The sequence below is a fragment of the Treponema sp. Marseille-Q4130 genome (assembly GCF_014334325.1).
Classification (GTDB): Bacteria; Spirochaetota; Spirochaetia; order Treponematales; family Treponemataceae; genus Treponema_D.
In genome coordinates this window covers 196,815-221,721 of sequence record NZ_JACSET010000002.1, presented here as the reverse complement: position 1 = coordinate 221,721, position 24,907 = coordinate 196,815, and the positions used below count along the sequence as shown (strand labels likewise).

Here is a 24,907-nt window from a genome sequence, read left to right as displayed (position 1 = left end):
GTAACAACGCCTGCCGCATTTTTACATCTTGCTCTCATTCGCCTGCACGATACATTTCGGTTCGCTTGCGTTCTCTTACTCCTCATCTTCGGGAAGTCGTTTTAAAAACCGTACGATAACCGGAAGCGATAAAAAACACGCAAGCACGTTCGCCGCGCTCTGCGATATTTCAAGACCGAACAATTCCATCGTCACTGAGCATACGATAACGATCGGAACGAAGAGGACGCCGCTTCGAAGCGAAGATATAAGGAGTGCTTTTCCCGCAAAGCCCGTCGACTGAAAAAGCATTTCGCCGACGATCGACAGAGGTACGAAAGGAAGAGAAGCGCATGCGGCACGGAGCGCAAAAGCTCCGATCGCGACGACTTTTTCATCGTTCCGCATGGAGCGGACAAGCTCGGGTGCGAATATAAAAGCTGCAAGGCCGAACGCGGACAAAAAAATCGTTCCCATAACGGCGGCGGTAAAAAAAGCAGTACGCACGCGGCTGTATTTTCCGGCTCCGTAGTTGAACGCGGATACGGGCTGAAATCCCTGCCCGATGCCGACGGCTACACAAAATAAAAAATTGGAAAGTTTTCCGACAATCGCCATAGCGGCGACCGCCGCATCTCCCCACACGGCCGCGCAGTTGTTGAGTACCATTGCGGAAACGCTGTGCAGCCCCTGCCGCGTCAAACTCGGAGAGCCGACTCTCCAAATGTCGAAACAGATTTCGCGCGACGTTTTCGAAAGCGCTTTTACGGAAAGGCGGCTCTGCGTCTTTCCGCTCAAAAACATGGATATCAAAATAACGACGGAGATATATTGACTTATCATCGTTGCAAAACCCGCACCCGAAACGCCTCTGTGAAATACGCACACCATAAGCCAGTCGAGAAAGATATTGATGATCCCGCCGCTGACAAGTCCGATCATCGCAAGAGCCGCCCTGCCCTCATAACGCAAAATATTGTTCGTCACGCAGCCGACGGTCATCGCGGGTGCCGCAAGGAAAATCCAAAATGCGTATTCGCGCGCATAGGGCAAAATCGTATCGGTACTTCCGAAAAGGCGGCACAGCGGATCGATGCATAAAAAGCCGAGGGCGATAAAAAGCAGTCCCGCCGCGAGCGCGAGAAAAAAACTCGTCGACGCGTAAACCGACGCTTCGTCGACTTCCTTTTTTCCGAGGTGCCGCGCGATATTGCTTCCCGCTCCGTGTCCGTGCATAAAACCGACCGCTTGAAAGATAGCCTGCAAACCGAATACGACGCCGACCGCGGCGGACGCGCTCGTACCGACGAGGCCTACGAAAAACGTATCGGCCACGTTATAGATATTGGTGACGAGCATGCTGACCGTCGTCGGAAAACCGAGCGAAAGCACAAGACGCGACGCGGGCGTTGCAGTCATTTTTTCATAGTAGCGGTTCCGGTCGATGTTCATAAAAATCAGTATAATCCGCTTTCGGAAAATGCACAATGCGCTTCCCTTGACTTTGTTCATATTTTCTACTAGGATATTGAAATATGAACAAGCGTTTTACTTTTATCCGGTACGTTTTATGCGCAGCTTTTTTGATCGCATCGTTTACAGGCTGCAGCAAAAGCGCTCAAAAGATCACCGTTTTTTCGAGCGCCGAAGAATACCGCAACGCGTATATCGCAGGTGCGCTCCGCGAAAAGTTTCCGCAGTATGTTATCGACGTGCAGTATATGCCGAGCGGCAATCAGATGGCAAAACTCATCGCTGAAGGAAACAGTACCGCATGCGATATCAGTTACGACATCGATTACGGCTATGCGGAAAAAGCGTGGGACTGCTTTGCGGAAATCGCATACGATACGTCGAAATACCTTCCCGATACGCTCTTTCGCGACGGGAGCAGGATCGAGCCGGACTACCGCAACGGCGGCTGCATCATATTGAACAATAAACTCATCGCGGAAAAAAAGCTTCCCGTGCCGAAATCCTACGGCGATCTGCTCGCACCCGAGTTTAAGGGATTCATATCGATGCCGAATCCGAAAAGTTCGGGAACGGGCTATATGTTTTTAAAAAGTCTCGTCAACGCGTGGGGCGAAGAAAAGGCTCTTGCATACTTCGACGATCTTGCCGAAAACATCCTCCAGTTTACGTCTTCCGGTTCCGGCCCTGTAAACGCGCTCGTACAGGGAGAAGCCGCCGTCGGACTCGGCATGATCGCACAGGCGGTCGAAGAGATCAACAAGGGAGCCGATCTCAGCATCGTGTTTTTTGACGAAGGCGCTCCGTACTGCCTCTACGGTATGGGCGTCATCAAGGGCAAAGAAACGAAATCGGCCGTCATGGAAGTGTACCGCTATATCGAAGATACCGTAAGTCCGAAAGACAAAGAACGATTTGTTCCGGAAAAGATCTATACGGACAGGGATTTTACCGTAAAAAATTTCCCGGAGCATATCCCCTATGCCGATATGAGAAGCAATACGCAGGAAGAAAAGGAGCGTCTGCTCGCAAAATGGCAGCATTGACAAAAACCAAACTCGAAATACAAAACCTTTCGAAAGCGTTTTCGTCGGAAACGCCCGTTCTCCACCACATCGATTTTACGGTGCGCGACGGAGAATTTTTATCGATACTCGGCCCGTCCGGCTGCGGTAAAACGACGCTGCTGCGCATTATCATCGGGCTTGTCGCCCCCGATACCGGTTCGATTTTAAAAGACGGAGAAGACATAACGAATTTTCCGCCGGCAAAGCGCAAAATGGGAATCGTTTTCCAAAACTACGCGCTTTTTGAAAATATGAACGCACTCGACAACGTGAGCTATGCGCTCAAAATTCGAAAGAGTACGAAAAGCGGCGCGGAAGAAAAAGCGCGAACGCTTTTATGCCGCTTCGGGCTTGAAAACGAATTGTACAAAAAGCCGAACAAACTCTCCGGCGGACAGCAGCAGCGGATCGCCATCGCGCGCACGCTCGCGCTGAACCCCGATGTCATACTCTTCGACGAACCGATGTCGGCGCTCGATGTCGACACAAGGCTTTCGCTCCGCGCCGATTTGAAAAGTATTCAAAGCGAATTCGGCTCGACGATGATTTACGTGACGCACGATCAGGAAGAAGCCTTTGCGATGAGCGACCGCATTATGGTTATGTATCAAGGCTCGATTCAACAGCTCGATACGCCCGAAGCGATCATACGAAAGCCGGCGAACGACTACGTCGAACGCTTTGTCAAGCGCAATATCCAAATAAAAATCGATTCGCTTTTGCCGTTTGCGACGAGGAACTGACATGCGCGTGCAAAAGCTTACGGCGGCGAAACTGCTGCTCATCGTGTTTTTTCTGTTCGCCGTTTTTTTCCCGCTTTCCCGTATGTTCGCGTGTATGGCGGGAACCGACGTCCTCTCCGTCGTCCGTTCGGGACGCTTTTTATCCGCGGTGCGCAATTCGCTCTCCGCTTCTCTCGCCGCAACGTGTATCTCCGTCGTTTTGGGTATCGTACTCGCGTTTTGTACGGAGCGCATAAACGGTAAAGGCCGGCACGTGTGGACTTTTTTGTTTCTCATCCCGATGCTCATCCCGTCGATCAGCACGGGTATGGGACTCGTCATTTTGCTCGGCCGGAACGGTATTCTCACGAATCTTTTGCGCCTTCCGCATCCGATCTACGGCTTCGGCGGTATCGTCGCGGGATCCGTGCTGTATTCGTTTCCCGTAGCGTATATTATGACGGCGGATATCATACGCTACGAAGACTCGCGCCCCTACGAAGCCGCGGACATACTCGGCATCCCGAAAGCGAAACAGTTTACCGCGCTCTTTGTACCGTATATCAGAAAGCCGCTCATCTCGGTCGTATTTACGGTTTTTACGCTCATCGTTACCGATTACGGCGTACCGCTCATGATCGGAGGCAGGTGCATTACCCTGCCCGTGATGATGTATGAAGACGTCATCGGCCTCCTCGATTTCGGCAAAGGCAGCGTCATCGGCGCGGTACTGCTCGTTCCCGCTGTTATCGCTTTTATCCTCGATACGATAAATCGCGACAAAGCGTCGTCGTCGTTCGGTATCCGTCCCTTTAAACGCATCGACAATCCGATCGCCGAAACCGTTGCGTTCGCGTTGTGTGCCCTTACGGGAGCGGTCATCGTTTTGCCTGCCGCGTCGTTTTTACTCATCAGCATCGTTCAAAAATATCCGATCGCGATGCAGCCGACTTTCGATAATTTCAAACGCGCGTTTTCGATGAACACCGGAACCTATCTCGCCAATTCCCTGCTCATATCGTCTTTCGTTTCGCTTCTCGGCTCCCTTAGTGCGTGCATCCTCTCGTATTTGACGGTCAGAACGCGCTCGAAGATTTCAAAGCCGCTGCATTTGTGCGCCATACTCACGCTTGCGATACCGGGTCTCGTCCTCGGTCTTTCATACGTTCTCTTTTTTAAGGGAAGCTTTTTATACGGTACCTTTGCGATCCTCATCATGGTCAATATGATTCACTTTTTTTCTTCTCCGTACCTCATGATGTATAATACGCTCGGAAAGCTGAATCCGAATTTGGAAATCATCGGAAGTACGATGGATATTCCGCGTACAAAAATCATCGTCGACGTCATTTTGCCGCAGGCGAAAAGCACCGTCGCCGAAATGGCGATGTATTTTTTCGTCAATTCGATGATGACGATAAGTGCGGTTTCCTTTCTCGCGACGACGGCGAATCAGCCGCTATCGCTTATGATCCCGTCGTTTGAAAGCCAAATGCTTTTCGAATGCGCGGGCGTCGTTTCGCTGTGTATCCTCGCGGTAAATCTTTTAATAAAAGCGCTTGTCATACGATACAAAAAAATCGTCGCGCAAAGAGATGCGGCATGAGTCTCACTAAAAATCAATTCGACGTCCTTTCGTTTTTTGCCCAAGCAAAAGGGCATCCGACGCAGCGCGACACTGCGCACGCGCTCGGAAAGTCGCTCGGACTGGTCAATAAAACCGTTGCGGAATTGAAAGCGCTCGGCTGTATCGACGAAAAAGGCGAGCCGACCGAAAAAGGAAATCTTTCGCTCGAACCGTACCGCGTCAAGCGTGCCGTCATCATAGCCGCAGGATTCAGCTCGCGTCTCGCACCGGTCACGCTCAGCACGCCGAAACCGCTCGTGCGCGTACACGGCAAGCGCATCATCGATTCGCTGCTCGACGCGCTTACCGCCGCCGGCATCACCGAAATATACGTCATACGCGGCTACCGGGGAGAGCAGTTCGAAGAACTCAAGCAAAGCTATCCGTCGATCCGCTTTATCGAAAATCCGCGTTACAACGAAGAAAACAATATTTCGTCGATGGTCGCCGCCTCAGGACATTTTGAAAACGCCTATGTCTGCGAAGCCGATTTGATTTTGCAAAAGCCCGGCCTCATTTCAAAGTACCAATACCACACGAATTATCTCGCCTTTCAAACCGACAAAACCGACGATTGGTGTTTTTACGAGCGGAACGGCTGCATTTCGCGCCTTTCGGTCGGCGGCGTACGCTGCTGGCAGATGATAGGTATTTCATATTGGAACGAAGAAGACGGAAAACGGCTTTCGCGCGACATCCGTGCCGTCTACGATATGCCGGGCGGCAAAGAGCGCTATTGGGATCAAGTGCCGCTCGAATATCGTCTCAAAGACTACAACGTGCGCATCCGCGAATGTGTCAAAAACGATATAATCGAAATCGACACGTTTCCGGAACTCAAATCGATCGATGCGGCGTATTGTTAAAAATTATTAAGAAAAGCAAGGAGCGTACAAGGAGCATATATGAGTAAAACGGTATATCTGGGCATAACGGGCGACATCATCCATCCCGGCATCATCAATATCATCAACGAAGGCGCAAAGAGAGGAGAGCTCATCGTCGGATTGCTCACCGATTCGGCTATCGTCTCGCACAAGCGCCTGCCCTATTTAACGTACGAACAGCGCAAAGCGGTCGTCGAAAGCATCAAAGGCGTTTCGCGCGTCGTGCCGCAGGAAGCGTGGAGCTACGTGCCGAATTTAATAAAATACAAACCGGACTATATAATTCACGGTGACGATTGGAAATCGAATTACTTAAGCAAAATACGAGATGAAGTGTTCGAAGCGATGAAAGCATGGGGCGGCGAAGTGATCGAAATCCCGTATACGCAAGGAATCAATTCGACCGCCCTCGTCGAAGGCGCAAAGACGATCGGAACGACGCCCGATATCCGCTTAAAAAGTCTCCGCCGCCTCATCGCCGCAAAGCCCGTCGTGCGCATCATGGAAGCGCATTCGGGTTTGAGCGGACTCATCGTCGAAAACGCCGAAGTGACGAAAGACGACGGCATCCACCGCTTCGACGGCATGTGGTCGTCGAGCCTCACCGATTCGACGGACAAAGGCAAACCCGACATAGAAGCGGTCGATTTGACGACGCGGCTGCAGAGTCTCACCGACATCCTCGAATGCACGACAAAGCCGATCATCTACGACGGGGACACGGGCGGCATCACGGAGCACTTCGTGTTTACGGTGCGCACGCTCGAACGGAACGGCGTTTCGGCGGTCATCATCGAAGACAAAGTCGGTCTCAAAAAAAATTCGCTGTTCGGGACGGACGTAAAGCAAGAGCTCGCGACCGAAGAAGAGTTCTGCCATAAAATCAGCGAAGGAAAAAAAGCGCAGGTGACAAAGGATTTTATGATCATCGCGCGCATCGAAGAGATCATCGCAGGCCGTTCGGTCGACGAAGCGCTTGCAAAAGCCTTTGCGAGCGTTGCAGCCGGAGCCGACGGTATTATGATCCACAGCAAAGACAAATCGGGAGAAGATATTCGAACATTTTGCGAAAAGTTTCGGAAAGAATACAAGAGCATTCCGCTCGTGCTCGTTCCGACGACGTACAATCAGTTTACCGAAACCGAGCTCGCCTCTTGGGGTGCAAATATAGTCATCTATGCGAACCACATGCTGCGTGCGGCTTACCCCGCGATGAAAAAATGCGCGGAAACGATTTTGCTCTCGGAGCGTTCCCTCGAAGCGAACGAACTGTGCATGCCGATCAAGCAGATACTCGAACTCATCCCCGGAACAAAATAACTTAAGGCGGTACCTATGATTCGACCGGAATATTTTTACGATCTTTTGCAAAAGCGCGGCTCCGATTTTTTTACCGGAGTACCCGATTCGCTTTTAAAAAATTTTTGCGCCTATGTGACGGACACGGCTCCCGAAGACAAACACATCATCGCGGCAAACGAAGGTTGTGCGCTTGCGCTCGCGTCGGGCTATCACTTGGCGACGGGAAAGACGCCCGTCGTCTATATGCAGAATTCGGGACTCGGCAATGCGGTCAACCCGCTTTTATCCCTCGCGGACAGCGACGTCTATTCCGTGCCGCTCGTCCTCCTCATCGGATGGAGGGGTATGCCGGCCGTCCACGACGAGCCCCAACATATAAAACAGGGCAAAGTGACGTTCGCCCTGCTCGATGCCATGCGCATCCCCTACGTCGTCACGGCGGAAAGCGAAGACGAACTTAATAAGCAAATCGATTACTGTTACGCATGTACGGAAAAAGCGTCGGCGCCCTTTGCCTTTGTCGTAAAAAAAGATACGTTTGCGCCTTACGCGCTCAAAAATAAAACTTCTTCCGATGCGGAGATGACGCGGGAAGACGCAATAGAGCGTATCGTGCTGCATTCTCCGAAAGATGCGGTCTTCGTCTCTACGACGGGCATGGCATCTCGCGAACTCTTCGAGCTCCGCGTTAAACACGGCATGAGCGGCGCGAACGATTTTCTCACCGTCGGCAGCATGGGGCACGCGTCGCAAATCGCGCTTTCGATCGCCATGCAAAAAAAGGATCGGCTCGTCATCTGTCTCGACGGCGACGGAGCGGCTATCATGCAGATGGGCGGACTTGCGACGATCGGCGTGCGAAAGCCGGATAATATGATACACGTCGTCCTCAACAACGGCGCCCACGATTCGGTCGGAGGTCAACCGACGGTCGGTTTAAAAATCGATCTTCCCGGAATTGCAAAAGCCTGCGGCTACGTGCATACGTATTCGGTAGAGGATGCCGCTTCGCTCGAAGCCGCCCTGGCAAATGCGCTCTCCGAAAAAAAGACGGCGTTTATCGAAGTAAAGATACGAAAAGGTGCGAGAGCGGATTTGGGACGGCCGACGACATCGCCTCGGGAAAATAAAAAAGCGTTTATGGAAGTCCTACGGAGGAATGTATGATCAAAGAAGCGGTTATCGTTGCGGGAGGATTGGGCTCGCGCTTCGGCGGACGGACGGAAGCGATGCCGAAAGGGTTTATCGAAATCGAAGGAGAGGCGATCGTCGAGCGTTCGGTGCGGAAACTCATCGCAAACGGCGTCGAACGCATCATCATCGGTACGGGACACTGCAGCGAATGGTACGACCGGCTCGCAAAAAAATACCCGTGCATCGTGACGGTACGGAACGACGATTACGCGAAAACGAGCAGCATGGGAACGCTTGAAGTGTGCGCGCCGCTCGTTACCGGAGATTTTTTTCTGCTCGAAAGCGATCTCATCTACGACGCCGTCGGATTAAAAGTGCTCGCAAACGATGCGCGCGAAAACGTCATCCTCGCATCAGGCCCGACGAACAGCAAAGATGAAGTGTACCTCGAAACCGACGAAAACGGCGTGCTCAAAAGCGTGAGCAAAAATCGAAGCGAAATTTCCTCCGTCGCAGGCGAACTCGTCGGCATCACAAAACTCGGCAAAAAAACGCTCGATGAAATGACGGTGTACTACCGAAAAGATTTTCCGGCACATATAAAAATCGATTACGAACAGGTGCTTAAAGCTGTTGCACAGCAAACGCCGGTCTATGTGCGCACCGTGCAGTATTATGCGTGGACGGAGATCGACGACGAAGCGATGTTCACCCGTGCGATCGAAACGATATGGCCGCGCATCGCCGAAAACGAAGAGCTGCAAAATATCCGGCGCGAAGTGCTCTTGAACCCGGGGCCTTCGACGACGACCGACAGCGTAAAATACGCGCAAGTCGTAAGCGATATCTGCCCGCGCGAGAGCGAATTCGGAGAACTCATGGAGTGGTGCTCGAAAGAGCTCACGAGATTTGTCGCAAAAGAAGACTCGTACGCGACCGTCATGTTCGGCTGTTCCGGCACCGGAGCCGACGAAGCGATGATCTCTTCGTGCGTGCCGCCGGGAGGCAAACTGCTCGTCGTCGACAACGGCTCTTACGGAGAGCGACTCGCGAAGATCGCAAAGATATACGATATCGATATGACGGTGTTTAAAAGTTCGACGTACGAAGCCCTCGATACGCAAAAACTCGAAAACGCTTTTCAGTCGGAAAACTATGCGGCGCTCGCGATCGTCTACCACGAAACGACGACGGGATTGTTAAATCGACTCGATATTCTGTGCCCGCTCGCAAAAAAGTACGGTATGATCACCCTCGTCGATGCGGTAAGCGCATACGGCGGCATGCCGATGGATCTCGAAAAGCTCGGAATCGATTTTATGACGTGCACGTCGAACAAACACATTCAGGGTATGGCAGGCATCGGTTTTGTCGTCGCAAAAAAATCGGAACTTGAAAAGCAAAAAGACTGGCCGATGCGGAATTATTATTTCAACCTCTACGATCAGTACCGCTATTTTCTCGAAACGAAGCAGACGCGCTTTACGCCTCCGGTACAGACTTTTTACGCGCTGCGCCAAGCGATCATCGAAACGAAACAGGAAACGATCGAAAAGCGCTTCGAGCGCTATACTGCGTGTTGGAACATACTGACGAAAGCGCTCGAAGAAATCGGTTTAAAGATGCTCGTAAAAGCGGAACTGCAGTCGCATTTTATCACCGCTATCCTTATCCCCGAAACGAGCGAGTATAGTTTTACCGCCCTGCACGATCACGCGAAAAAAGCCGGTTTTACGATCTATCCCGGAAAACTCGGAAACATCGATACGTTCCGCATCGCAAATATGGGCGACATACGGCCCGAAGAGATGGAGCGATTTACCGTCCTGCTGCGTGAATACATGCATTCCATAGGAGTTTGTTGATCGATGAAAATCGCCGTCGATGCGCGCATGCTCGGTTCGGGCGGAATCGGCACTTATATCGCATCTCTTTTGCCGTACTTTTTGGAAAAAAACGAATGTTTCATTTTCGGAGATACCGAAGCGATCGCTCCGTTCGCAAAATACGAAAATGCGGAAACCGCCGAATGCCGCGTCAAAACGTTTTCGCTTGCCGAACGCTTTGCCTTTCCGTGCGAATTGCGCAAAAAAATCAATTCGTGTGACGTGTACTATACGCCCTATTGCAATATTCCGTCCGGTATCGAAATCCCCGTTTTTTCGACGATCCACGACGTCGTCTTTCTCGACGTTCCCGGCCTTGCATCGAAAGCGGGGACAGCTGTGCGGAAATACTTTTATCAACGCGCCGTCGACAGATCCCGTGCAGTCTTTACCGTTTCGGAATTTTCGAAAGATCGTATCAGAGCGACGCTCGACTGTAAAAACCTGTCGATCGTCGTCGCATACAACGCTCTTCCCCTATGGTTTTCTTCAAAACCTTCTCAAACCGTACACAAAATCAGACAGTTGCTCTTTGTCGGCAATATAAAAAAACACAAGGGGCTTTCCGTTTTGCTTGCAGCACTGAAAAAAGCGCGGAAAACAGGCTTCGATATGCCGCTCGTCATTGCAGGAAATGCCGATAATTTTCGAACGCGCGACACCACGATTGCACAGGAAATCGCCTCGCTTCCCGAAAGCGCTGTTCGTTTTACGGGGCGCATTTCGGATACCGAACTTTCGGAACTCTATCGGACATCGACGCTGCTCGTTCAGCCTTCGCTCTATGAAGGTTTCGGACTCCCGCCTCTCGAAGCGCTTTCGCTCGGCACGAAAGCGCTCATATCGGATATCCCGGTGTTCAAAGAGATATACGAGGGATTTCCAGTCGTCTTTTTTAAATCAGGCGATTCGGACGATTTGGCCGAAAAGCTCGTCATCTGCGCAAATGATGAGAGACCGCTTCCGCCCCTTCCCGATCGCTATTCATATAAAAAATCCGCCGACATCATATTGGCCGCCCTCGATTTTTACCGCGCATAGCCGCCGATGCGCGCACGGAATACGGACTGCCTCGGTACAACGATATCGAATGCATAATGCGGCGATTGTTTTTTCGTTCTCGATGCGATACAATCGATTTTATGATAGATTATATTTCCGTTTTATTGTCGCGATACCCTTCTCTTTCGGTATGCGAAAAAGACATACGCCTCGCATACGAGTTCATCAAAACCTGCTATAAAAACGGCGGAAAGCTCGTCATCGCGGGAAACGGCGGAAGCGCCGCCGACAGCGATCACATCTGCGGAGAATTATTAAAAAGTTTTGTAAAAAAACGCCGGATCGAAAAATCGTTTATCGACGCGCTCAGCGCGATCGACGCCGAAGCGGGCGCATATCTTTCGGATAAACTCGAAGGCTCGCTTCCCGCGATTTCCCTCGCAAATCAAGCCGCTGTGATGACGGCAAGTTTAAACGACGTCGACGGCAACGCGCTTTTTGCGCAGCAGCTTAACGGTTACGGCAAAGCGGGCGACGTTTTTTTAGGCATTTCAACGAGCGGAAATGCAAAAAACGTCATCTATGCGGCGGTCGTCGCAAAGGCAAAAGGGATGAAAACGATCGCGCTTTCCGGCAAAACGGGTGGAAAGCTAGTGTCCCTGTCGGACGCTGCGATCGTCGTGCCGGAAAACGAAACGTATAAAATTCAAGAACTGCACTTGCCGGTATATCACGCGCTCTGCCTGCAGATCGAAGCGTATTTTTTTGCCGACTAGTTGTGTATCGTACGAGGAGATTTTTATGTACGCAAAAAAAATTGCCGTCGTCCTTGTCATGGTACTCTGTGCGGGATTCACATACGCGGCTTCCCCCAAACCGTACAATTACTACGAATCGGCGCCCGGTTATGCCGAACCTTTCGATTCGGATGACGATGCGTCCGCCTTTGACCGAAATATTCCGATCGACAGAGAGTACGAAGGAAGCGATCCCGTCGAAGGCTATTGGATCGCGACAAATCAGCGGACGGGAGAAGCGTTGTGCGGCTGGCACATGTTCGTAAAGGACGGCATATTGTACGGCGTCATCCTTTCGGCAAAGGGCGCGACGAACGAAAGCATCGCTTTCCGCGCACGAGGTCCCTATCCCGATTTTCCCGAAAAAGGCAAACTCGACAAAAAACCGATGTTCGGTCCGACGTGGATTTACGGTCTTAAAAATGCGGGAACGGGTCGATGGAAGAGAGGCTATATCATAAACCCCGACGACGGAAATTGCTTTCGCTGCAAAATTACGTTTTGTAAAGCGGACGGAAAACGGTATAAACGCGATTATATAAAAATGCGCGGTTCGCTTCGCGGCATCGGCATCGGCATAACACAGCTGTGGCCGGCGGCGACAAAGGTCGAAGCGTCAAGCATACGTTAAGGAGAAAAAGCGTGAAAGTTGCGATCGTACATGACTGGCTTGTCAATTACGGAGGAGCGGAATCGGTCGTCGAATCGATTTTAAAAATTTACCCCGATGCCGATATCTTTACGCTCGTATACGACAAACGCAAAATCGGAAATCATTTTAAAAATAATAAAATCCTTACAAGCCCGATGCAGCATCTTCCCTTCGCTTCCCGCCTGTACACAAAACTTTTGAAGTTTATGCCGAAAGCCTTCGAATCGTTTGACTTTTCAAACTACGATCTCGTCATCTGCTCGTCCTCATCGTGCGCAAAAGGCGTCATCACGCCGCCGGACGTTCCTCATATCGCATACGTGCACACGCCGATGCGCTACGCGTGGGATCTCTTTTTCGATTATCGAAAGCGAAGCGGCCGCCTTACCCGCTTTTTTATGGACAAGTGGATGCACGAAATCCGAGAGTGGGATTATATTTCGAGCCAGCGGATCGACACGCTGATCGCCAATTCGAAATACATCGCGCGGCGAATCGAAAAATTTTGGAAGCGGGATTCCGAAGTCATCTATCCGCCCGTGCATCTCGAAAAATTTACGCCCGTAAAAAATCCTTCACTCGATTATTACGTCGCATTTTCGCGCCTCGTTCCGTATAAGCGAATCGATATAGCCGTAGACGCATGCAAAGCGCTCGGAAAAAATCTCGTCGTTATCGGTTCGGGCTCGGAAGAAAAAAGCTTAAAAAAACGTGCGTCGGGCGCAAAAAACATCACGTTTACCGGCAGGATAAGCGATGAAAAACTGTGCGCATATCTGCAAAACTGCAAAGCGCTCATCTTTTGCGCGGAAGAAGATTTCGGCATCGTACCGCTTGAAGCGCAGGCGTGCGGGAGGCCGGTCATCGCCTACGGAAAAGGCGGCGCGTGCGAAACGGTCAAAGACGGAAAAACCGGCGTCTTTTTTTCGGAGCAGACGGCAGACTCCGCGAAAGAGGCGATCGAACGCTTTGAAACGCTCGATAAAAAGGGTACATTTAAAAGCGAAACAATCGCACGGCACGCGGCCGCCTTTTCCGAAGAGCGCTTTATCCGCGAGTTCAAAGCGGCCGCCAAGCGGGCGCGGGAAGAGGTACAATAGCGCGCAGATAATATCGCAGCATACGCTCTGTACGGCGTCTTATCGACTTGGTCAATACCGGAAAATGAAAATCGCTCTCTGTAAAAAAACGAATACCAACGCTTGAAATGCCGCCTATTTTACTTTATAATGATTTCGAAGACGATAAGTAGAATGTGGAGCATATAATGCAAAAAAAGATTTACGTTGCCGGTATGTTTGACGGCGATACTGCGAAAAAAGTTGAAAATGCCGTCCGTGCAGTAAGCGGCGTCACAAGCGTTACGGCTTCTCCCGAGAAGGCGCAAGTGCTTGTCGATTACGCCGATGATGGCGTATTGTCTGCGATCAACGCTGCCATTTCGGCGCTCGGTATCGATGTTCTCGATTAGCGTTTTGCAACGTTCTTGACCTTCATATCGGTTTTAGCTATGCTGTAATTATTTAGTAATACTAAAAATATTTTAGGAGCACAGCAGCATGGGCAAAACAATAGCACAAAAAATATTCGATGCGCACCGGCTCGACACGCCGTTTTCGGGTACATCCGTATTGAAACTCGACCGCGTATTTTGTCACGAAATCACGACCCCCATCGCGATCACCGATTTGATCGAACGCGGAAAAGACAGCGTATTCGACAGCGACAAAATCAAAGCGGTCATCGATCACGTCACCCCTGCAAAAGACAGTAAAACGGCGACACAAGGAAAAATACTGCGCGATTGGGCGCACCGGCAGCATATCAAAGACTTTTTCGACATCGGTCGAAACGGCGTATGTCATGCGATCTTTCCGGAAAGCGGCTTTGTACGTCCGGGCTTTACCGTCATCATGGGCGATTCGCACACCTGTACGCACGGCGCGTTCGGCGCGTTTGCCGCGGGAGTCGGCACGACCGACATCGAAGTCGGTATATTAAAAGGCGTGTGCGCATTCCGCGAACCGAAATCGATTAAATTTATATTAAACGGAAAACTCCGTCCGGGCGTTTTTGCCAAAGATGTCATCCTTTCGATCATCGCAAAAATCGGCGTAAACGGTGCGACCGACCGCGTTATGGAATTCATCGGTCCCGTCATCGAGGGCTTCGGCATGGAAGAGCGCATGACGCTGTGCAATATGGCGGTCGAAGCAGGCGGCACATCGGGCATCTGCGCTCCGGATATGCACACGGTCGACTACCTTTGGGAATTTATTAAAGACGATTATCCGTCGAAAGAAGCCGCCCTCGCCGACTACTCCAAGTGGACAAGCGATGCGGACGCCGAATACGAAAAAACGATATCGATCGACTGCAGTGAAATCGAGCCCGTGTGTACCGTCGGCTACAAACCCGACCAGGTCAAAAACGTGTGCGATATGAAAGGCACGAAAGTCGATCAAGTCTATATCGGCAGCTGCACGAACGGACGCATATCGGATCTCCGCATTGCGGCGGAAGTACTGAAAGGAAAACGCATAGCCGAAGGCGTGCGCGCCATCGTAAGCCCTGCAACTCCGAAAACGTACAAAACGGCGCTCAAAGAAGGCATCATCGATATCTTTATGGACTCAGGATTTTGCGTTACGAATCCGACCTGCGGCGCGTGCCTGGGCATGTCGAACGGCGTGCTCGCAGAAGGAGAAGTGTGTGCGTCCACGACGAACCGCAATTTCAACGGCAGAATGGGAAAAGGCGGCATGGTTCACTTGATGAGTCCCGCAACGGCGAGCGCAACGGCAATCGCCGGCACGATATGCAATTCATCGCTTTATCAGGAGGTATGAGGTGAAACAATTCGGAGGGAGCGTGCTCTTTCTCGACCGCTCCGACATCAACACCGACGAAATCATTCCGGCGAAGTATCTTACCGAGATTTCAAAACAGGCGCTCAAGCCCTATCTGCTCGAAGATTTAAAACTCGACGGTTTTAATCCGAAAACGGATATCGCAGGCAAGCGCGTCATCATCACGCGGGAAAATTTCGGCTGCGGCTCTTCGCGCGAACACGCTCCGTGGGCGCTCGAAGTGAACGGCATTTCCGTCGTCATTGCGGTAAACTTCGCGCGCATATTCCGGCAAAACATGTTCAACTGCGGCATGATGGCGATCGAACTCGATAAAAAATCGATAGACGATATATTCCGCACATTTTCGGATAAAGACGCCGAATGCAAAATCGTGCAAAACGACGACGGCAGCGCAAAGGTAAAGCTGATCGCAGGAAGCCTTTCCAAAAGCTATCCGTTTACGCTCGACAGTTTTGCAAAGACGCTCGTCGAAAACGACGGGTGGATCGGTTACGCGGATAAAAAATATTGATGCGTTTTTAAATTCGCACGGACAGGCCGCCGTGCGAATTATTATAATATGAATGTTATCCTATAGGGATTTTCACGTAATATCGGATAAACCTTTTTTAATATCTTTCTCATACTTGAGTATTTCATTCCCATATCATCGACAAGTATCTCATTCATAGTGTAATTAAGCGTTGCATATTCCAGATAATTTGAGATTGTTCTTTTCTGCCCGGCAGCAGCCGGTTTGAAAATATTATATGTACTGTCATCTATACGAACGGTAATTGTCTTTGCCGTTTTACGCCTCTGTTTCAGATATATTCATTTATATTCAAAATGTCAATCAGCACCCTCAGGATACGGCTTCGGAAATGGGATCTTTACATATAATCATCGGGATATTATTTTCAGCAAAATACTCGCGGTATTCATTTGGAATGCCGCTGTCCGTGATTACCATATCGAACTCCGAAATTTTTGCAAAATATACCGAACGCACTAAACCGAATTTAAAACTGTCTGCAACGAGAATTTTTTGTTGTGCCGAATTTATCACGGCTCGTTTTGTCGAAAATTCATAATTATTTTCACACGTAATCCCAAGGTCTAAACTGACTCCGCTTGCCGCAATAAAAGCTTTTGTTGCGCGGCTTCGATTAATCAAAGATATGGCCTCCGCACTTTCAAACATCTTTGAATTTTTATGAAAGTAACCTCCAGCAAAAACGATAGTACTGTTCGCCCTATTCCATACATGCATAAGCGTATTCAACGTATAACATAAAATCGTTAACTTTATGTTACTAGGCAGGTTTTGCGCAATAAAACTGCACGTCGACCCCGTATCAAGTATGATGCTGTCATTATCGGAAATCAAGCTTGCCGCTCTTTTTCCTATACTTTCTTTTTCCGCACGATGTATCTTTTCCGCTGATATTACAGAATAATTATATGCGGCATTTTGAATGTTTCCGGCATTGTATACGACAACACCGTTGACAAGCGATACGAGTTTTTCATCTTCTAGAAAAGAAACGTATTTCTTTGCCGTCATATAGGAAACATCAAGAATACTTGCCAATTTATTTAATAAAATAACCTTTTCTTGCTTTATCAGTTCCAATAATTTATCTTTTTTATTATCAAATTTACTCAAAAAAGCTTTCCTCGATATCGTATCATAATCGCATTAAAAAATAATTTCAAGAATCTTTACAAAATATCCGGATGATTTCAGTATGCGCGGTAAAAGCGGCATATTTCAACGGATCGTCAAAATATACCGCTTTAAAAGTTATTTCATTACTGCAAAAGAATTTTTTTCATTATAAAATGTTTTTGCGTTGGATTTATCGATAAGGTTTGTTCCTCCATCGATATATTCGGGTACTTTTTCCTTGTTTTTAAGCTTGATGGCCGTTTCAACTGCTTTTCGCCCCAAGACGGCGGGATCGTTCATAGCCGTACCGTTATAACGCCCGTCGATGATAGCTTTGACGGCTTCCATTAAACCGTCTACGCCTACAACGTATACTTTTTTCTTTGCCTGTTCAAATACTTGTAAGCCGCCGAGCGCCATATCGTCATTATGCGCATAGATGAGGTCGATGTCGGGATGAGCTTGTATGATATCTTGAGCGGCTTTGACTGCATTTGCACGGATATAATTGCAATACGGCGATTGTATAACGGTTATATTCTCTTTATCGACGGCGGTATGAAATCCGTCACGACGCGCCATCATTACCGAACCTCCGGCATCTCCTTGCAGCTCCAAAATCTTGCCTTTTGCTTTGCCTTTCCCGCCTAATAAATTTACCGCCAACTCGCCGGCCAGTTTACCCATCGTTCGATTATCTCTTCCGATAAAACAATCGACTTTATCATTTACGGGACGATCGACAGTGATAACGGGGATACCCGCTCTTCTGGCTCTTTCCAAAGCCGGTTTTACGCCGTCCGGATCGACAGGATTAATGATCAATGCGCTGACGCCGCGGTTTATCAAATCGAGAATATCGTTATTCTGCTTTTGAATATTATTTTGGGCATCCAGATAGATAAAGTCGATATTGTGCGATACCGCGGCCTCTTTAGCCGCATCCATCAACGCTACATAAAAAGGAGAATCCAAAATGCATTGTGAAAAACCGATCGATTCTTTTCTTTTTGCACTAAATGCAGACATCGTAAGCGTTGCTGCAAATAGTAAAACCATACACATTTTCTTCATACCATCCTCCGAAGATGTTTGGCTGTCATTGTTCCTTATAAAATCATACGATTTTATAGTTCAGTTTTTTTCCTCCTTGTTTACCGTTTTTTGGATTTCCGTATCGCTGTCATACGGAACCGAGACGACTTGCGACGCAAAGCGTCTCGGACGTACTCCCCTTACAGCGGTTTTATGTTTTTTTCCTTGTTATAAAATTATTTCCGATCAGTGCGGCAAGTATAATTGCACCTTTTACGATTTGCTGAAAATACGAAGGAACTCCTACAAGATTTAATATGTTTGTAATAATGCTTAAAAGGAAAACGCCTCCGAATGTTCCCCATACTCCTCCTATACCTCCGGCAAGACTTGCACCTCCGATAACGGTAGATGCTATCGCATCCGTTTCTATACCGCTGCCGGCATTCGGCTGCCCGGTCGATAACCATGACGCCAACATTACACCGGCAAAAGCGGCGAGTAAACCCGAAAGTATATATGCAACGGTTTTATTTCGTTTTATTAAAATACCGGATAACCATGCCGCAGTATTATTTCCGCCGATCGCATAAAAACTTCTTCCCAACGGCGTATACTTTAAGAAAAAAGCCGCGGTACAGGTTATGATAATCCAAATTATACCGCTGATGGGAATCGTATCGAATAAAAAACCGCTGCCTAAAAACCTGAAAGAATCGCTCAATCCGAAAACCGGTTTTCCGTTCGTTAATAACAGTGCAACTCCCCTAAGGCTGATCATCATCGCCATAGAAGCGATATAATCGGGTAAATTGAAACGCGTAATAATGGATCCTGTTATAAAGCCGGTGAACGCACCGAGTGCAATAGCTGCAAACATGGATACGAAAGTGGAACAGCCCAGATCTTTTGCTAAAATCGATGAAATCATTCCGGCTAGTGCGACATTTGAACCGACGGAAAGATCAATGCCTCCCGTTATGATTACAAAGGTCATACCGACGGCGACGATCCCCCCGACTGCCGATTGCTGTAACAAGTTAAAGAAATTTTGCCATGTTAAAAATCTGGGACTCAGGATAACGGCAATAAGGACAAAAAATAAAAGCAGCATAAACAAATTGTATTTTTTAATAAAATCAACCAAACTGATTTTTTTTAACGTATTCATTTTATATCCTCCCGGTGATAGCGCATTCCTGTATTTTTGTCGCATCCAGTTCATGTGCCGAAAAAGTTTTTATCAACTTGCCTTCATACATGACGCTGATGGCAGAAGCAACCGACAATAATTCATTCAATTCCGAAGAAACGATAATTATCGTTTTTCCTTTATCCGATAAATCTTCCAATATTTCGTACAATTCGGCTTTTGCTCCGATATCGATGCCCTGCGTCGGTTCGTCAACCAGCAGAAGATCGCATTGTTTTATAAGCCATTTCGAAAGGACGACTTTTTGCTGATTGCCGCCGGATAGCGTGATAACTTCATTGGCTATGCCGGGCGTCTTAATCGAGAGTTTTTTTACGTATTGTTCGGTTTCCGCATAAATCCGTTTATATTGAATAAAACCGAAACGCAGAAATTTTTTTATGCCCGCCAACGATGCGTTTTCCCATACCGGCAATCCTAAAACAAGGCCTTGTTTTTTTCTGTTTTCGGGAACCAAACCGATTCCTTTTTTGATCGCACTATAAGGATTTTTATTATGCATTTTTTTATTTTTATATATAATTTCGCCGGATAGAATCGGATCTATACCGAAAATCGAATGCAATACTTCCGTTCTTCCCGACCCGACGAGTCCGTAAATACCGTGTATTTCCGATTTGTTAATTTTCAGATTGACCTGTGAAATCGCTTTTGTCGTTACATCGTGCAATTCCAATGCCGTCTCTTTACTCTGTGTTTTTTCTTTGCGGAAAAACGTCTTAATCTCGTGACCGATCATCAACCTGACGATTTCTTCTTGCGTTATATCCTGCATCGATACCGTAGCTATATGTGTTCCGTCTAAAAGTATCGTGACGGAATCGCCGACATCGAATAGTTCTTCAAGCCTATGAGAAATATAAATGATGGTTATCTTTTTTTGTTTTAATGCAGCGATAATCCGCAGCAGCGATTTATATTCGTCTTTTGAAAGCGTAGCGGACGGTTCATCCATGACGATTATCTTCGCATCGCGGGCAACGGCTTTCAGTATTTCGATAAGCTGTCTGTGCCCGATCGTCAAGTCGCCTGCCAAAGTTGCCGGCGAAACGGAGATGTTGAATTCCTGCAATAACGCTATCGCTTTCTTATTCATCGCATTCCAATTGAGCATCATCCCATTTTTTACATTTTTATAATTGTTAAGAAAGATATTTTCCGCTACCGTCAGAGAATCTATGAGAGACAGCTCCTGGTATATTACGGCGACCCCCGCTTGTATTGCGTTTTGCGTATTGAGTACGTGCATTTCTTTACCGTTAATAAAAATTTTTCCGCTGTCTCGCTGACATGCGCCGGATAGAATTTTCATTAAGGTTGACTTTCCCGCGCCGTTTGCGCCGATCAAACACCGTACTTCTCCCCGATCGACGGAAAAGTCGACATCCGACAACGCTTTTACGCCCGGAAACGATTTAGAAATGCCTTCCATTCGAAGAATTTTATTTTCCATAAGAATCCTTTTGTTCATTTTTTTCTTCTATCTCTTCCATGCAATACGAAATATAGCGTGCAAATATTTTTTCATATTCGGATCCGGATGCGGCATCGGGCCGTACGCAAGAGGTTTCGTGTATCATGGTTTTTGCGGCGGCGGTATGGTTTTCGTATACTCTTTCCGATACTGCCGATACAAGCGCACAGCCCATGATTCCCGCATACGAACTCGTATTGACCAGTGAAATCGGTCTTTGACAGATATCGGCAAGTATGGAAAGCCAAAGGGGGTCTTTTGTTACGCCGCCGCACGCCACGATCTTTTGTATGTTTACGCCGCCCTTTTCCATCGTGTCTATGATATTTTTCGTACCGTAGCCCACCGATTCCATCAACGCTCTGTATATGTCGCCTCTCGTATGAGCCAAGCGCAACCCGCGGATTTGCCCCGAAAGGTAAGGGTTTTTATACGGCGTTCGATTCCCTTGAAAAAAATCGAGAGCGACAAGCCCTTTCGCGCCGATACCGGAAAGAGCTGCTTCATTTGCTAAGGTTTCCATCGTCAATTCCGAGTCATTGGCTGTTAAATTTCTGAACCACTTTATGACGGAACCGGCAGATATTTGTCCGCCTTCTATTACATAGAAATCCTTGATGAGCGCATTGCAATACGGTCCCCAGATTCCCGGCATATGTATTTCTTTTTTTGAAAAACAAAGATGCACAAAACTTGTTCCGAGTATAGCCGCTAAAGAATTTTCATCTACGACACCTAAGCCCAACATTCCCAAATAAGCGTCTATACCGCCTTCATAAACCGGGATTCCTTCCGGTATACCCGTCTCTTTTGAAGCTTTTTTTGAAATATAGCCGACGACGGATCCGACGGGATAGATTTCCGTTATTATTTTTTCAGTATAGTCGGCAAAGCCTATCGAATCAAAAAAATCGTTTTTCCATCCGCCGAACTTTGAAACATAGTGACCTTTGCATACGGCATTGCATTCCGAAGCTGCAAGTTTATCCGTTAAAAGATAATTTATCCAATCGAGCTGCTCCACAAATTTCCATGTTTGTTTATAAAGCTCAGGCTTGTTTTCTTTTATCCAAAGAACTTTCGCTATCAGCCATTCTGCAGAGCTTTCGCCTCCGCAAAATTTTAAAACTTCATCTTTCGTCGCATTGATCCTATCCGCCTGTTTCGAAGCCCTGCAGTCCATCCACATTACGGCATTCGCCAAAGGCTTACCTTGCTTGTCGATAGGGATAACGGTACTCGATGTGGCACAGATACAAACGGATGCAACGGCTTTCTTTTGGTTTTCGCTCAGCTGCCGAGCGGCTTTTTTTTGCGCACGGACAAAAGCCGCAAACCAATCTTCAGTGTTTTGTTCTACGCAACCGACACAGGGATATAACAAAGGATAAGCTTCTTCGGCAACGGAAATAAGCATGCCCTTTTCATCGATAAAGCCGACTCGTACACCTTGCGTTCCGAAATCTGCGCATAGAAAAATCTTCGAATTATTCATTTTCAGCTTCCTTGTTACAGATTTTCAGATTGTCGATAAAACAAGAACGCTCTTGTTTTAATCCATATAGTATCCGCCGTTGATATTGACGGTTTCTCCGGTTATAAAACCCGAATCGTCCGAAGCCAAAAAACACATTAAAGCGGCCATGTCGCTTTCGGTTCCGAGTCTTCGTATCGGTATTTTAGCCGCCATTGCAGCTTTTTTTTCTTCCGTCCAATAGCTCATCATTTCAGTCATAACGGCATGAGGGGCTATGCCGTTACATGTTATTCCGTAAGGACCCAATTGACGCGCGACGGAACGGGTTATTGTCAAAACCGCACCCTTTGATGCACCGTAAACGAAGGTTGTCGAATTATCGCCGTTTTTACCGGTTATAGACGAAACATTGACGATCCGTCCGTAATTTTGCTTTTTCATGATAGGCGTTACCGCGCGTATTGCGTATAAAACACCTTTTACGTTTATGTCCAGTGTTTTTTCTATGATCTCATCCGTTGTCTCTTCAATAGGTGCAGTCAATAACAATCCCGCATTATTGATAAGGATATCTATTTTCCCGAATGCTTTTACCACTTCATTTATGAGATTGTCTACTTGACTACGCTTTGATATATCACAAAGCACGGAAATAAAATCATATCCGGCCGTTTTGAATTCTTCAGCCGTTTTTTCTATTGCAAGTTTATCTATATCGGTCAGTACGATAGAGGCTCCTTCCATAGCCATCCGTTTGGCGGTTTCTTTTCCCATCCCTCGTGCCGATCCGGTAATGACGGCAACTTTACCTTCAAATCTGTTTTTCACTTTTGACTCCTTATTTGGCGTGATCACGTATCATGCTTCCGTTACGATTTTGATTCCGGCACTTGTGCCCAAACGATTTGCCCCTGCTTGTACCATCTTTTCGGCATCGGCTTTTGAGCGAATACCTCCGGAAGCTTTTACACCGAGTTTCGTACCGACCATAGCGCGCATCAATTTTACGTCTTCAACGGTAGCTCCGCCTGAACTGAATCCCGTCGACGTTTTTACAAAATCGGCGCCTTCATCGATACACATTTGAATGGCAAGCTTTTTTTCTTTTTCCGTCAATAAACACATTTCCAAAATAACTTTCGTAAGAATGTTACCGTTGCAAATTTTGACGATGGTCCGAATATCATTTGCAGCTTTTTCGTACAATTCCGATTTGAGCGCACCTATATTGAGCACCATGTCGACTTCTTGTACTCCGTCATCGATTGCCTGCTTTGTTTCATTTTCTTTTCCGAATGTCGACATCGCCCCCAGCGGAAAGCCTATAACGGTACATACTTTTACAGCGGAATCCCGGAGTTCCTTCGCACATAATTTGACCCACGTAGAATTTACGCACACGGAATGAAACGCATATTCCCTTGCTTCCGAACACAACTTAACGATAGCGTCTTCCGTTGCATCGGGTTTTAGTAACGTGTGGTCTATTATGGAGTTAAGTGCCGGATTACTCATACAAGCCTCCTTGTAAAATAATAAACAAATGATAAATTTCCACAATTCATTTAGTTTATATTTATATTTAAGCACGGTTTTTTGAATATGTCAAATAAAATTTAAATATTTTATAAAAATATAAAACAAAACCGATTTTCCCCTTTGCACATTTCAATAGCTTGTTTTCAAAAATCATGCTATCATGTTTTTCGTGAGCACAAATAAAATATCTATCCGCTTTTTCAATAATAAGGAAGTGCGTGCCGTCTGGGATGAAAAAAATTCCAAATGGTGGTTCAGCGTACTTGATATTGTCGGAGTTTTAAACGAACAGAGCGAATATGAAAAGAACCGTAACTACTGGAAATACCTCAAAGCAAAACTGAAAAAAGAAAATTCTGAGTTGGTTAGTACTGCTACCCAACTGAAATTGACCGCTGCCGATGGGAAAAAATATAAATCGGATGTGATGGACTATAATCAAGTAATAGAGCTTGCAAAAAATTTTCCCAATAACAAATCCGCCCCCTTCATTCAGTGGTTTACCTACAGCGATGAAACGCTCGACGGCAAAAGCAAAACAAAAGCCTATGCCCTTTTTGAAAGCTCGCTTTTCGACAGCATAGAAATCGGAACGGTAAACGGACTCAAGCAAATTCACGCATACCTGTTCGGCGGACTTTACGAGTTTGCAGGAAAAATACGGACAGTGAATATTTCAAAAGGCGGATTTAAATTTGCCGCTGCGGAATTCCTTCCGCAAACTTTAGACGGCATAGAAAAAATGAGCGATTCAACATTCGAACAGATTGCCGACAAATATATCGAAATGAATATCGCACATCCGTTTCGCGAGGGCAACGGAAGAACGACGAGGATATGGCTCGACTTGATGTTAAAACGCGCTCTAAAAAGATGCGTCGACTGGAGTAAAATCAATAAAAAAGAATATTTGGAAGCTATGGCGGAAAGTGTAACCGATTCAAGCAAAATAAAGTCTTTATTGCAAAACGCCCTGACCGACAAAATCGCTGACAGGGAAATATTTATGAAAGGCATCGACTATTCATATTATTATGAAGAGGCGGAGTAGACGATGCGATTCCGTTTTTATAAGTCGGTATCGGCTACTCGGAGATATCGATTAGTGATACGTCTT

Annotated in this window: 23 protein-coding genes; 15 read left to right on the top strand and 8 right to left on the bottom strand. The window is 47.6% G+C overall.

What is annotated here, in order from left to right; all coding sequences use genetic code 11:
- Window positions 1–75 precede the first annotated feature (75 nt).
- Window positions 76–1,431: an MATE family efflux transporter gene (locus H9I36_RS02905; protein WP_187383893.1), complete on the bottom strand. Its 1,356-nt coding sequence runs from the start codon at window positions 1,429–1,431 to the stop codon at window positions 76–78.
- Window positions 1,432–1,514: 83 nt separating this feature from the next.
- Between H9I36_RS02905 and H9I36_RS02900 the strand changes: the two genes are divergently transcribed.
- The 14 genes from H9I36_RS02900 to H9I36_RS02835 all read left to right on the top strand — a co-directional run bounded on the left by H9I36_RS02900 (window position 1,515) and on the right by H9I36_RS02835 (window position 15,912).
- Window positions 1,515–2,498: an extracellular solute-binding protein gene (locus H9I36_RS02900; RefSeq protein WP_187383892.1), complete on the top strand. Its 984-nt coding sequence runs from the start codon at window positions 1,515–1,517 to the stop codon at window positions 2,496–2,498.
- Window positions 2,486–3,262, top strand: a complete 777-nt coding sequence (locus H9I36_RS02895) for an ABC transporter ATP-binding protein (RefSeq protein WP_187383891.1) — start codon at window positions 2,486–2,488, stop codon at window positions 3,260–3,262. The genes H9I36_RS02900 and H9I36_RS02895 overlap by 13 nt, the downstream gene beginning before the upstream one ends.
- Window position 3,263: 1 nt before the next feature.
- Window positions 3,264–4,847 (top strand): ABC transporter permease subunit, encoded by a 1,584-nt coding sequence (locus tag H9I36_RS02890; protein WP_187383890.1) that lies wholly within the window; start codon window positions 3,264–3,266, stop codon window positions 4,845–4,847.
- Window positions 4,844–5,734, top strand: a complete 891-nt coding sequence (locus tag H9I36_RS02885; RefSeq protein WP_187383889.1) for a phosphocholine cytidylyltransferase family protein — start codon at window positions 4,844–4,846, stop codon at window positions 5,732–5,734. The genes H9I36_RS02890 and H9I36_RS02885 overlap by 4 nt, the downstream gene beginning before the upstream one ends.
- Window positions 5,735–5,773: 39 nt before the next feature.
- Window positions 5,774–7,075 carry a phosphoenolpyruvate mutase gene (gene aepX, locus H9I36_RS02880; RefSeq protein ID WP_187383888.1) on the top strand — a complete coding sequence of 434 codons (1,302 nt, stop codon included), beginning with the start codon at window positions 5,774–5,776 and terminating at the stop codon, window positions 7,073–7,075.
- A gap of 15 nt (window positions 7,076–7,090) precedes the next feature.
- A complete protein-coding gene (aepY, locus tag H9I36_RS02875; protein WP_187383887.1) occupies window positions 7,091–8,224 on the top strand; it encodes a phosphonopyruvate decarboxylase in 1,134 nt (377 codons plus the stop codon).
- A complete protein-coding gene (locus H9I36_RS02870) occupies window positions 8,221–10,056 on the top strand; it encodes a 2-aminoethylphosphonate aminotransferase (protein ID WP_187383886.1) in 1,836 nt (611 codons plus the stop codon). The genes aepY and H9I36_RS02870 overlap by 4 nt, the downstream gene beginning before the upstream one ends.
- Window positions 10,057–10,059: 3 nt before the next feature.
- Window positions 10,060–11,118 (top strand): glycosyltransferase family 4 protein, encoded by a 1,059-nt coding sequence (locus H9I36_RS02865; protein WP_187383885.1) that lies wholly within the window; start codon window positions 10,060–10,062, stop codon window positions 11,116–11,118.
- A gap of 101 nt (window positions 11,119–11,219) precedes the next feature.
- Entirely contained in the window at window positions 11,220–11,855 is a 636-nt protein-coding gene (locus H9I36_RS02860) for a D-sedoheptulose-7-phosphate isomerase (RefSeq protein WP_187383884.1), read from the top strand.
- Window positions 11,856–11,880: 25 nt separating this feature from the next.
- Complete coding sequence (locus H9I36_RS02855; RefSeq protein ID WP_187383883.1) at window positions 11,881–12,507, top strand: DUF2147 domain-containing protein; 627 nt, start codon at window positions 11,881–11,883, stop codon at window positions 12,505–12,507.
- An 11-nt stretch (window positions 12,508–12,518) separates the two neighbouring features.
- Window positions 12,519–13,628 (top strand): glycosyltransferase, encoded by a 1,110-nt coding sequence (locus tag H9I36_RS02850; RefSeq protein ID WP_187383882.1) that lies wholly within the window; start codon window positions 12,519–12,521, stop codon window positions 13,626–13,628.
- Between the two features lie 167 nt (window positions 13,629–13,795).
- Window positions 13,796–13,999, top strand: coding sequence for a heavy-metal-associated domain-containing protein (locus tag H9I36_RS02845; protein WP_187383881.1), 204 nt, complete (start codon window positions 13,796–13,798; stop codon window positions 13,997–13,999).
- An 88-nt stretch (window positions 14,000–14,087) separates the two neighbouring features.
- On the top strand, window positions 14,088–15,377 hold the full coding sequence (locus tag H9I36_RS02840) for a 3-isopropylmalate dehydratase large subunit (protein ID WP_187383880.1): 1,290 nt from the start codon (window positions 14,088–14,090) through the stop codon (window positions 15,375–15,377).
- Window position 15,378: 1 nt separating this feature from the next.
- Complete coding sequence (locus H9I36_RS02835; RefSeq protein ID WP_187383879.1) at window positions 15,379–15,912, top strand: 3-isopropylmalate dehydratase small subunit; 534 nt, start codon at window positions 15,379–15,381, stop codon at window positions 15,910–15,912.
- Window positions 15,913–16,245: 333 nt separating this feature from the next.
- Here the strand turns inward: H9I36_RS02835 and H9I36_RS02830 are convergent, their stop codons facing one another.
- The 7 genes from H9I36_RS02830 to deoC all read right to left on the bottom strand — a co-directional run bounded on the left by H9I36_RS02830 (window position 16,246) and on the right by deoC (window position 23,766).
- Window positions 16,246–17,049 (bottom strand): DeoR/GlpR family DNA-binding transcription regulator, encoded by an 804-nt coding sequence (locus tag H9I36_RS02830; protein WP_187383878.1) that lies wholly within the window; start codon window positions 17,047–17,049, stop codon window positions 16,246–16,248.
- Between the two features lie 138 nt (window positions 17,050–17,187).
- Complete coding sequence (locus tag H9I36_RS02825) at window positions 17,188–18,126, bottom strand: substrate-binding domain-containing protein (protein ID WP_222864626.1); 939 nt, start codon at window positions 18,124–18,126, stop codon at window positions 17,188–17,190.
- 172 nt (window positions 18,127–18,298) lie between these two features.
- Window positions 18,299–19,258 carry an ABC transporter permease gene (locus tag H9I36_RS02820; RefSeq protein ID WP_187383877.1) on the bottom strand — a complete coding sequence of 320 codons (960 nt, stop codon included), beginning with the start codon at window positions 19,256–19,258 and terminating at the stop codon, window positions 18,299–18,301.
- A 1-nt stretch (window position 19,259) separates the two neighbouring features.
- The gene (locus H9I36_RS02815) at window positions 19,260–20,771 is read right to left on the bottom strand and encodes a sugar ABC transporter ATP-binding protein (RefSeq protein ID WP_187383876.1); all 1,512 of its coding nucleotides are present in this window, start codon (window positions 20,769–20,771) and stop codon (window positions 19,260–19,262) included.
- Window positions 20,743–22,269, bottom strand: a complete 1,527-nt coding sequence (locus tag H9I36_RS02810; protein WP_187383875.1) for an FGGY-family carbohydrate kinase — start codon at window positions 22,267–22,269, stop codon at window positions 20,743–20,745. The genes H9I36_RS02815 and H9I36_RS02810 overlap by 29 nt, the downstream gene beginning before the upstream one ends.
- 57 nt (window positions 22,270–22,326) lie before the next feature.
- Window positions 22,327–23,079, bottom strand: a complete 753-nt coding sequence (locus H9I36_RS02805) for an SDR family NAD(P)-dependent oxidoreductase (RefSeq protein ID WP_187383874.1) — start codon at window positions 23,077–23,079, stop codon at window positions 22,327–22,329.
- Window positions 23,080–23,109: 30 nt separating this feature from the next.
- The gene (gene deoC / locus H9I36_RS02800; protein WP_187383873.1) at window positions 23,110–23,766 is read right to left on the bottom strand and encodes a deoxyribose-phosphate aldolase; all 657 of its coding nucleotides are present in this window, start codon (window positions 23,764–23,766) and stop codon (window positions 23,110–23,112) included.
- Between the two features lie 193 nt (window positions 23,767–23,959).
- On the opposite strand from deoC, the gene fic reads away from it, so the two are divergent.
- Complete coding sequence (gene fic / locus H9I36_RS02795) at window positions 23,960–24,841, top strand: protein adenylyltransferase Fic (protein WP_370586939.1); 882 nt, start codon at window positions 23,960–23,962, stop codon at window positions 24,839–24,841.
- Window positions 24,842–24,907 lie beyond the last annotated feature (66 nt).

Bases quoted from the DNA above. Each gene is read 5' to 3' on its own strand.
- H9I36_RS02820 (WP_187383877.1), bottom strand. From the start codon at position 19,258: ATGAATACGTTAAAAAAAATCAGTTTGGTTGATTTTATTAAAAAATAC.
- aepX (WP_187383888.1), top strand. From the start codon at position 5,774: ATGAGTAAAACGGTATATCTGGGCATAACGGGCGACATCATCCATCCC.
- H9I36_RS02865 (WP_187383885.1), top strand. From the start codon at position 10,060: ATGAAAATCGCCGTCGATGCGCGCATGCTCGGTTCGGGCGGAATCGGC.
- H9I36_RS02840 (WP_187383880.1), top strand. From the start codon at position 14,088: ATGGGCAAAACAATAGCACAAAAAATATTCGATGCGCACCGGCTCGAC.
- deoC (WP_187383873.1), bottom strand. From the start codon at position 23,766: ATGAGTAATCCGGCACTTAACTCCATAATAGACCACACGTTACTAAAA.
- H9I36_RS02905 (WP_187383893.1), bottom strand. From the start codon at position 1,431: ATGAACATCGACCGGAACCGCTACTATGAAAAAATGACTGCAACGCCC.
- H9I36_RS02815 (WP_187383876.1), bottom strand. From the start codon at position 20,771: ATGAACAAAAGGATTCTTATGGAAAATAAAATTCTTCGAATGGAAGGC.
- H9I36_RS02890 (WP_187383890.1), top strand. From the start codon at position 3,264: ATGCGCGTGCAAAAGCTTACGGCGGCGAAACTGCTGCTCATCGTGTTT.
- H9I36_RS02870 (WP_187383886.1), top strand. From the start codon at position 8,221: ATGATCAAAGAAGCGGTTATCGTTGCGGGAGGATTGGGCTCGCGCTTC.
- H9I36_RS02810 (WP_187383875.1), bottom strand. From the start codon at position 22,269: ATGAATAATTCGAAGATTTTTCTATGCGCAGATTTCGGAACGCAAGGT.
- H9I36_RS02895 (WP_187383891.1), top strand. From the start codon at position 2,486: ATGGCAGCATTGACAAAAACCAAACTCGAAATACAAAACCTTTCGAAA.
- H9I36_RS02845 (WP_187383881.1), top strand. From the start codon at position 13,796: ATGCAAAAAAAGATTTACGTTGCCGGTATGTTTGACGGCGATACTGCG.
- H9I36_RS02855 (WP_187383883.1), top strand. From the start codon at position 11,881: ATGTACGCAAAAAAAATTGCCGTCGTCCTTGTCATGGTACTCTGTGCG.
- H9I36_RS02825 (WP_222864626.1), bottom strand. From the start codon at position 18,126: ATGAAGAAAATGTGTATGGTTTTACTATTTGCAGCAACGCTTACGATG.
- H9I36_RS02860 (WP_187383884.1), top strand. From the start codon at position 11,220: ATGATAGATTATATTTCCGTTTTATTGTCGCGATACCCTTCTCTTTCG.
- H9I36_RS02885 (WP_187383889.1), top strand. From the start codon at position 4,844: ATGAGTCTCACTAAAAATCAATTCGACGTCCTTTCGTTTTTTGCCCAA.
- aepY (WP_187383887.1), top strand. From the start codon at position 7,091: ATGATTCGACCGGAATATTTTTACGATCTTTTGCAAAAGCGCGGCTCC.
- H9I36_RS02900 (WP_187383892.1), top strand. From the start codon at position 1,515: ATGAACAAGCGTTTTACTTTTATCCGGTACGTTTTATGCGCAGCTTTT.